9 protein-coding genes are annotated in these 8,042 nt (G+C 68.7%); 2 read left to right on the top strand and 7 right to left on the bottom strand.

Going from position 1 to position 8,042, the window contains the following annotated elements:
- Positions 1–151: 151 nt before the first annotated feature.
- Together metK and ACWGID_RS35805 are read right to left on the bottom strand one after the other, a co-directional pair.
- Entirely contained in the window at positions 152–1,345 is a 1,194-nt protein-coding gene (gene metK / locus ACWGID_RS35810) for a methionine adenosyltransferase (protein WP_452203782.1), read from the bottom strand.
- A 188-nt stretch (positions 1,346–1,533) separates the two neighbouring features.
- Complete coding sequence (locus tag ACWGID_RS35805; protein WP_452203781.1) at positions 1,534–2,646, bottom strand: winged helix DNA-binding domain-containing protein; 1,113 nt, start codon at positions 2,644–2,646, stop codon at positions 1,534–1,536.
- A gap of 97 nt (positions 2,647–2,743) precedes the next feature.
- Here ACWGID_RS35805 and ACWGID_RS35800 point away from each other — a divergent pair, with 97 nt between their 5' ends.
- On the top strand, positions 2,744–3,643 hold the full coding sequence (locus tag ACWGID_RS35800) for an N-acetyltransferase family protein (RefSeq protein ID WP_452203780.1): 900 nt from the start codon (positions 2,744–2,746) through the stop codon (positions 3,641–3,643).
- A gap of 3 nt (positions 3,644–3,646) precedes the next feature.
- On the opposite strand, the gene coaBC is transcribed toward ACWGID_RS35800, so the two are convergent.
- The 5 genes from coaBC to ACWGID_RS35775 all read right to left on the bottom strand — a co-directional run bounded on the left by coaBC (position 3,647) and on the right by ACWGID_RS35775 (position 6,752).
- A complete protein-coding gene (coaBC, locus tag ACWGID_RS35795; RefSeq protein WP_452203779.1) occupies positions 3,647–4,948 on the bottom strand; it encodes a bifunctional phosphopantothenoylcysteine decarboxylase/phosphopantothenate--cysteine ligase CoaBC in 1,302 nt (433 codons plus the stop codon).
- A gap of 35 nt (positions 4,949–4,983) precedes the next feature.
- Complete coding sequence (gene rpoZ, locus ACWGID_RS35790; RefSeq protein WP_355478349.1) at positions 4,984–5,286, bottom strand: DNA-directed RNA polymerase subunit omega; 303 nt, start codon at positions 5,284–5,286, stop codon at positions 4,984–4,986.
- 2 nt (positions 5,287–5,288) lie between these two features.
- Positions 5,289–5,882, bottom strand: coding sequence for a guanylate kinase (gene gmk / locus ACWGID_RS35785; RefSeq protein WP_452203778.1), 594 nt, complete (start codon positions 5,880–5,882; stop codon positions 5,289–5,291).
- A gap of 64 nt (positions 5,883–5,946) precedes the next feature.
- On the bottom strand, positions 5,947–6,261 hold the full coding sequence (gene mihF, locus ACWGID_RS35780; RefSeq protein ID WP_387785175.1) for an integration host factor, actinobacterial type: 315 nt from the start codon (positions 6,259–6,261) through the stop codon (positions 5,947–5,949).
- Between the two features lie 116 nt (positions 6,262–6,377).
- Complete coding sequence (locus ACWGID_RS35775; RefSeq protein WP_452203777.1) at positions 6,378–6,752, bottom strand: hypothetical protein; 375 nt, start codon at positions 6,750–6,752, stop codon at positions 6,378–6,380.
- Positions 6,753–7,000: 248 nt separating this feature from the next.
- Between ACWGID_RS35775 and ACWGID_RS35770 the strand changes: the two genes are divergently transcribed.
- Positions 7,001–8,014, top strand: coding sequence for a hypothetical protein (locus ACWGID_RS35770; protein ID WP_452203776.1), 1,014 nt, complete (start codon positions 7,001–7,003; stop codon positions 8,012–8,014).
- Positions 8,015–8,042 lie beyond the last annotated feature (28 nt).

The following is an 8,042-nucleotide window of genomic DNA, read 5'->3' as shown; positions in this document are numbered from 1 at the left end:
CCGTGGTTGTGTCCCGGGCGGGGGGGTTGTTTTTTTTTTAAACCCCCCGGGGGGCGCCGCCGTGTTGTGGGTCCCGGGGGGCCTTTGCCCCCAGCGCGGCGAGGTGCCGTGCCGAGTGCCGCGCAGTAGGCGGGGGACCGGGAGACATGCCCTACTTGTTGACCGCTGCTTTCAGGGCCTCGACGCGGTCGGTGCGCTCCCAGGTGAAGTCCTCGCCGGTGCGGCCGAAGTGGCCGTTCTTGGCGGTCTGGGCGTAGATCGGCCGGAGCAGCTCGAGGTCGCGGATGATCGCGGCCGGGCGCAGATCGAAGACCTCGCGGACGGCGTCGGCGATCTTGCCGACCTCGACCTTCTCGGTACCGAACGTGTCGACGTAGAAACCGACCGGCGCGGCCTTGCCGATCGCGTACGCGACCTGGCACTCCACCCGGTCCGCGAGCCCGGCCGCGACGATGTTCTTCGCCACCCAGCGCATCGCGTACGCCGCCGAGCGGTCCACCTTCGACGGGTCCTTGCCGGAGAACGCGCCACCACCGTGCCGCGCCATGCCGCCGTACGTGTCGATGATGATCTTCCGCCCGGTCAGGCCGGCGTCGCCCATCGGGCCGCCGATCTCGAACCGGCCGGTCGGGTTCACCAGCAGCTTGTAGTCGGTCGAGTCGATGTCGAACTGCTCGAGCACCGGGTCGACGACGTGCTTCTTGATGTCCGGCGTCAGCATCGAGTCCAGGTTGATGTCCGCCGCGTGCTGGCTGGACACCACCACGGTGTCGATCCGGACCGCCTTGTCACCGTCGTACTCGACCGTGACCTGGGTCTTGCCGTCCGGGCGCAGGTACGCCAGGGTGCCGTTCTTGCGCACCTCGGCGAGCCGCTCGGACAGCCGGTGCGCGATCGTGATCGGCAGCGGCATCAGCTCCGGCGTCTCGTTCGACGCGTAGCCGAACATCAGGCCCTGGTCACCCGCCCCCTGCAGGTCCAGAGCGTCCTGGGACGCGGCCGACCGCGTCTCGTACGCCGTGTCGACACCCTGTGCGATGTCCGGCGACTGGCTCCCGATGGCGACCTGCACCCCACAGGACGCACCGTCGAAGCCCTTCAGCGACGAGTCGTAGCCGATCTCGAGGATGCGCGACCGCACGATCCCCGGGATATCGACGTAGGCCGTCGTGGTGACCTCACCCGCGACGACGACCAGACCCGTGGTGATCAGGGTCTCGACCGCGACCCGGCTCTTCGGGTCCTCGGCCAGCAACGCGTCGAGGATGGAGTCGCTGATCTGGTCAGCGATCTTGTCCGGGTGACCTTCGGTCACGGACTCGGACGTGAAAAGGCGCCTCGCCACAGTTCTCCCTCGAATTCCTCTTGTGCCGCCCGGCTACGCGTTGGCACGGCCGCGCGATCCCCCCATGCACCGGCGGTTGGCGATGCATCTTGGGAAGTATGCCAGCAGTCTCACCCGAAGGCCCGGCGACGCTCCGAAATCATCCGGAATACGAGACCTTCATCCATATTCTGGACAGGCGCAGTATTTCACGCGTGCGGGCCGACCGCCACGTCGCCGAGTGTGAGCGACGGCGTACCACCGAGGATCGCTCCCAGCCGGTCCACCTCTGCGTCCAGGAGGGCGCGGCGGCGCCGGTCGAGCGGGGTCAGGGCCTCGACGGTGACCTGCAGTTTCTTGCCGGCCTTCTTCTGGTGCCAGACCCCCGCCACGACACCGTCGACGAGCAGCAGCGGGTAGTTGCCGGCCTGACCGCGGGCGGTCGCGCGCTCGAAGGCCCGGCCGGGGAACAGCAGTTCACGCGGGAAGCTGCCGACGCCGTACGCGTCGAAGTACGGCAGCAGCCGCACGCCGCTCGCGCGCTCGTCGGGGAAGTCCTCGTCGCCGGGTGCGACGTACGCGATCTCGCCGTTGAGCACGACCTGCGGCAGGCCGTCGAAGTACGGCTTGACCTGCGTCGGCGTGGTCTTGAGCCAGCGGGCGAACTGCTGCGGCGTCGCGGGACCGTACGAGTACAGGTAGCGGTGCAGCAGTTCGGTGAGTGCCTTCTCGGCGGGCATCGGGTCGAACGGCCGCAGCCGATGCGGGTTCGAGTACGTCGTGAGCCGCCCGCGCATCGGCCCGTGACAGAGGACACCGGCGTGCGCCGCGACCGAGATCGCCTGCCGCCATCGCGACCACTCGCCCTGGAACGCGGGCAGCGTCGGTTCGTGCGCCCACGGCCCGGTACGACGTACCACTTCCTCGGACAGCTCGTCGACGGTCAGGTCGTCGTGCGCGAGCGCCTCGCCGATCGCGACGATCACCTGGTCGACCTCGTCCGGGGTCATCCGGATCGGCGGCGGTTGCTGCGACGCCGGCGGAAGCGCGGACAACGCCCCGGTCCACATCGGGAGGTCGTCGAGCGGCAGCAGATGCACGGTCCCGCGCGGCCCGAACGTCTTCACCAGCCCCTCGTCCTGCTGAACGGTCGCCCGCGTCGCCCCGTCGACCCGCAACGCCACCGACACCTCCCCCGCCGCCGCGATCTGCGCATGCGCCCCACACATCGCCCGTACGACGTCCACCGCGCTCTCGGCCGACTCGCTCAGAAAGTGCCGCCGCATGCGCCGCGCGACCACGGCGTCCCAGGTGATCTCCATACCCTGACCCTATGAAAAGAAGCGGTCAGGTTCTGTCCTCAGCCCGCAGCGGCAAAAATGCGGAGCCCCTCGCGGCAAGGTGAGGCAAGCTGACGTCATGACGACCATCCGGACCGCGATCACCGACGCCGACTACGAAGCCTGGCGCGCGGTGCGGATCGCGGTGCTGCCGTACGAGCGCTGCCCGTCAGTCGCCGAACTGCGTGACCTCGACCGCCCCGGCCGGCTGATGCTGCTCGCGGAGCTCGACGGCGAGGTGGTCGGCAGCGGACTGGCGGACCGCTCGGGCGACGGCGAGCGGGCGAAGCTGACGGCGCGCGTCCACCCGGACTTCCGCCGACGCGGCGTTGGCTCGGGTCTGCTCCGGGTGCTCGCCGACCATGCCGTTGCCCAGGGGTACGACGTCGCGGGCGCCAGCGTCGACGACGCGGAGTCCCGGCTCTTCGCCGAGCGGTACGGCTTCGTGGAAACGAACCGGGAGGTCGAACAGCTGCGGAAGATCGGCGACGAACCTCAGCCGGCGGCGCCGACGGAGTACACGATCGTCTCGGTCGCCGAACGCCCGGAACTGTGGGCCGCGGCCTATCACCAGGTCGCGCTGCCGACGATCCCGGACATGGATCCGACCGCGCTGAAGGTTTCCATCACCGAGTGGGAGACCGAGTGGATCAACGATCCGGCCGCGATGTTCGTGGCCGTCGCCGGTGAGGACGTGATCGGCGTCGCAGGGTTGATGCTCGATTCCGATCGCCCGGAGCGCGCGGAGGTCGCCTACACCGCCGTACGCCGGGAGTGGCGCGGCAAGTCGGTCGCCGCCACCCTCAAACGCACCAGCATGGCGTGGGCCGCCGAGAACGGAATCACCGAGATCTACACCTGGACCCAACGCGGCAACGACGCAATGCGCAGCCTCAACGAGCATCTCGGCTTCACCTACGGCATCACCAGCATCACCATGCGAGCCCCACTCCCCCTCAGGTGGGACTCAGGACACTAGCTCTTACGACCAGTGGGTGGCGACCAGGTTCCAGATGACGCCGGCGAGGGCGTCCTTGCTGCCGGACGGGACCGGGAGGGCGCTGCCGGTGCGGTCGAGGATGACGGCTTCGTTGACGTCGCTGCCGAAGACCTTGCCGCCGGAGACGTCGTTGACGACGAGCAGGTCGCAGCCCTTGCGTTCGAGCTTGGCGCGGCCGAGCTCGAGGACGGTGTGGTCGGCGTCGCCGGTCTCCGCGGCGAAGCCGACGATCACCTGACCGGCGCGGGCACGGTCGTGCGCGACCGTCTGCAGGATGTCCGGGTTCTGCACCAGGCTGACCGCGGGCACGGAGCCGTCGGCGGTCTTCTTGATCTTGTGCTCGGCGACGTCGGCCGGGCGGAAGTCGGCCGGGGCCGCCGCCATCACGATCGCGTCGGCGTCACCCGCGCGCCCGGTGATCTCGTCGTACAGATCGCGGGTGCTGGTCACCGGGACGACCTGGACGCCGGCCGGGTCGGGCAGCTCGGAGTTGGCCGCGACCAGCGTCACCTTGGCGCCGCGGGCGGCGGCGATCCGGGCGAGTGCGTACCCCTGCTTTCCGGACGACGAGTTGCCGAGGTACCGGACCGGGTCGAGGTGCTCCCGGGTGCCGCCGGCGCTGATCAGGACGTGCTTGCCGGTCAGATCGGCGACCGACTGACCGGCCGCGCGGGCCGCCTCGTCGGCGAGCATTAGCTGGCTGATCGCGAAGATCTCCGACGGCTCCGGCAGCCGGCCGCGGCCGGTGTCGGCGCCGGTCAGCCGCCCGACGGCGGGCTCCAGGACCGTGATCCCGCGGGAGCGCAGGGTCTCCACGTTCGCCTGCGTCGCCGGGTGTTCCCACATCTCGGTGTGCATCGCGGCCGCGAAGAGGATCGGGCAGCGCGCGGTGAGCAGCGTGTTCGTCAGCAGGTCGTCGGCCAGGCCGTGCGCGGCCTTGGCGATCAGGTTCGCGGTCGCGGGGGCGACGACGACCAGCTCGGCCGCCTTGCCGATCCGGACGTGCGGCACCTCTTCGACGTTGTCGAACGGGTCGGCCGTCACCGGCTGCCCAGACAGCGCGGCCCAGGTCGCCGCGCCGACGAACTCCAGCGCAGCCTCGGTCGGCACCACCCGCACACTGTGCCCCGACTCGGTCAGCCGCCGCAGCAGGTCACAGACCTTGTACGCCGCGATGCCGCCGCCGACCCCGAGCACGACCTTCGGCTTGTGTGCGTCGTGCGAAGGCACCACGACAGCCCCCGGGTCGCTGGGGACACCGGGGGTTTCACCGGTTGCGGACATCTGCGTCGACTCCGTTCCCGGTCGTCAGCGGGGTCTTACTCGGACTTCTCCGCCGCCGCGGCTTCCGCCTCGGCCTCGGGGTCGATGTCGGTGCAGGTCAGCACGCCGTCGTTGATCTCGCGCATCGCGATCGACAGCGGCTTCTCCTGGACGTGCGTCTCGACCAGCGGTCCGACGTACTCCAGCAGGCCCTCGCCGAGCTGCGAGTAGTAGGCGTTGATCTGCCGCGCCCGCTTGGCCGAGTACAGCACCAGCTTGTACTTGGAGTCGGTGTGGGTGAGCAGGTCGTCGATCGGCGGAGAGGTGATGCCGATGGCGACGGGCTGGTTGCCAGACAAGTTCAGCTCTTTCCAGAGATGGAGGGTGATCGAATCAACTTTACCAACTGATCGGCGGCCTCCCGAACCGAGGCGTTCACGATCGTCACGTCGAACTCCTTCTCGGCCGCGAGCTCGAGCACCGCGGTCTCGAGCCGGCGTTCGCGCTCCTCCTGCGTCTCGGTGCCGCGACCGACCAGGCGGCGTACCAGCTCGTCCCAGCTCGGCGGGGCCAGGAAGACGAACTGCGCCTCCGGCATCGTGTCGCGGACCTGGCGAGCGCCCTGCAGGTCGATCTCCAGCAGCGCCGGCCGACCCGCGGCGAGCTTGTCGAGCACCGGTTGCTTCGGCGTGCCGTAGCGGGCCGCCTTGTGCACGACGGCCCACTCGAGCAGCTCGCCGTCGGCGATCATCCGGTCGAATTCCGCGTCGGACACGAACAGGTAGTGCACACCGTGCACCTCGTTCGGCCGGGGCTTGCGGGTGGTCGCCGAGACCGAGATCCAGACGTCCGGGAACCGCTCGCGGATGTCGGCCGCGACGGTCCCCTTGCCCACCGCCGTCGGCCCGGCCAGCACGGTCAAATGGGCCGGGGTCTCACCTGGGTGCGTGGTCATCGTCACACCAGTGTCCAACGAACCGGGCAGTGTTTCGGTCTGGCTCACCCTGGATCACTCAGCTTCACTCAGCGAATTCGCGCTCGAGCGCGGCGATCTGGTTCGAGCCGAGGCCGCGCACCCGCCGCGTCTCCGAGATCCCCGCCCGCTCCATGATCTGCTGGGCGCGGACCTTGCCGACGCCCGGGATGCACTGCAGCAGCTGGCTCACCCGCATCTTGCCGATGACCTCGTTGGTCTGCCCCTCGTGGAGCACCTCCGTCGGAGACGCTCCCGAATGCCGGATCCGGTTCTTGATCTCGGCTCGTTCACGCCGCGCCGCCGCGGCCTTGTCCAGAGCGGCCGCACGCTGCTCCGGGGTCAAAGTAGGAAGTGGCACCGTTTCACCTGTCCCGTTGTATGGCTTCGCATGGGAACCTAACACGGGTTCAGCCCGCGGCCGGGGCGCGGTACAGGGAGTCGCGCGGCAACACCGCGTTTGGAACGATCAGTTGATCAGTTCAGCGCCGGGAGGTCGACCTTGCAGCTGTCCTTCGCCTGGCTGGAGATGTTCTTGTACGCCGTCATCACGGCGCCCGTCTCCTTGCTCAGCTTGGCCAGCTCGACCCGGTCCGAACCGGCCTTCTGCGCCTTCTCAGCGAAGCTCACGACGACGCCCCAGTCGTCCTTCACGTCCTTCGGCGCGGACTCCTGGAGCTTCTTCGCGTCGTCCAGGATCTTCACGTAGTCGACCGGCTTCTGCGGGTCGACGTCGACGGCCTTGGTGGCGTACTTGGCGAGGTCCACACAGTAGGCCTGCTCGTCGGTACAGGCGGTCAGCACACCGGCTCCGGCGGCCAGGGTGGCAACAAGGGCGAGAGAACGCTTCACGGCTTCATCCTCGGGGGTCGGGAGGTCGTGTCCCGCCGACGCTACCGGGAGTCACCAACCCATCCGAAACGAATACGTTCCGCAGCCCAGCGAAACGAGGCGCGAGTGCGGGTGGGACGGGCACCTGCAGCAAGATGCAATCTGTGAGCAACCGCTTGCCCACCGGAACCGGCCCCTGAACCATTTCGACCATCAGGGCGAACACAACCGATCGTCGCCCGATGCGTGAGGCAAAGGGGTGGTGACCGGTGACACGTCTGCGTGCAGCAGCTCTGGCCGGTGTCATGGCAACACTGTCGACGGTAGTAGCAGTAATCGGCGTGACCGACGCCGACGCGAAAAGTCCGGAGCCGATCCGCCGGAACGCGATCGCGAGGCATTCGTTCGACATCCCGACCGCGGCGGACAAGGTCCGCGAACTGTCGCGAACGAGTTCGGCCTGGGCGGGCGACTACGCCGGGGACATCGCGTTCATCCATCCGGGCGACCACAGCCTGGTGGTGCTCGTCAGCGATCACGTCGACGAGATCTACGACCGTGTACCGGCCGCCTTCAAACCGTTCGTGACCGTCAGCCTTGGCGGTGTCGCCGACATGGCAGGGTCACCTGCCGACGACAGAGGGGGCTGGACCGGTGGGAACTGGATCGATGGCTGGAACAGCGGCAGCGCTTCCTCGGGCTGCACGGAAGGCTTCACCTGGCGGACCTGGGGCGGCGCAGTGCTCGGGAGCACGGCGAAGCATTGCGTCGCGCCGACCTCGTCCGACCCGTACAACGACTGGTCCAACAACGGCAGATGGCTCGGCAAGCGCACTCAGGACGGGACCGGGACGCTCGACGTGACGCTGCTGACGCCGTTGGCCGGCACGTCGTTCAATGCGAGCATCTGGGTTCGACTGTCTGCCAGCGCGGTCGAAGAGCGGATCGTTAGCACCGCTACCGTCAACGCGGAGGGGCAGGCCATCGCGTTCTACGGAAGAACGTCCCGAGGCGGCAGCGGGACGATCCTGATGCACGGGGCACCGCTGTACAACTCATGGATCTACACCGACGCGAAGGCGGTCCGGCCCGGTGACTCCGGTGGACCTGTCTACCGGACGAACAGCAACGGCACCGTCGACGCCCGCGGGACAGTGTCCGGAGCCACCTGGGAGGACAAGGACGGTGACCGGAAGTACGACCCGGACGAGACGACCGGGATGATCTTCATCGACGCCGGACTGACCTCGTCCGGCTTGCGCGCTTCGATCTCCACCCCGTGATGGCTGTGGGACGGCGCGCGCAGCGCCG

It is taken from the genome of Kribbella sp. NPDC054772, assembly GCF_053611945.1.
The sequence above is the reverse complement of the archived record's forward strand: the minus strand, read 5'-3'. Positions and strand labels throughout refer to the sequence as shown.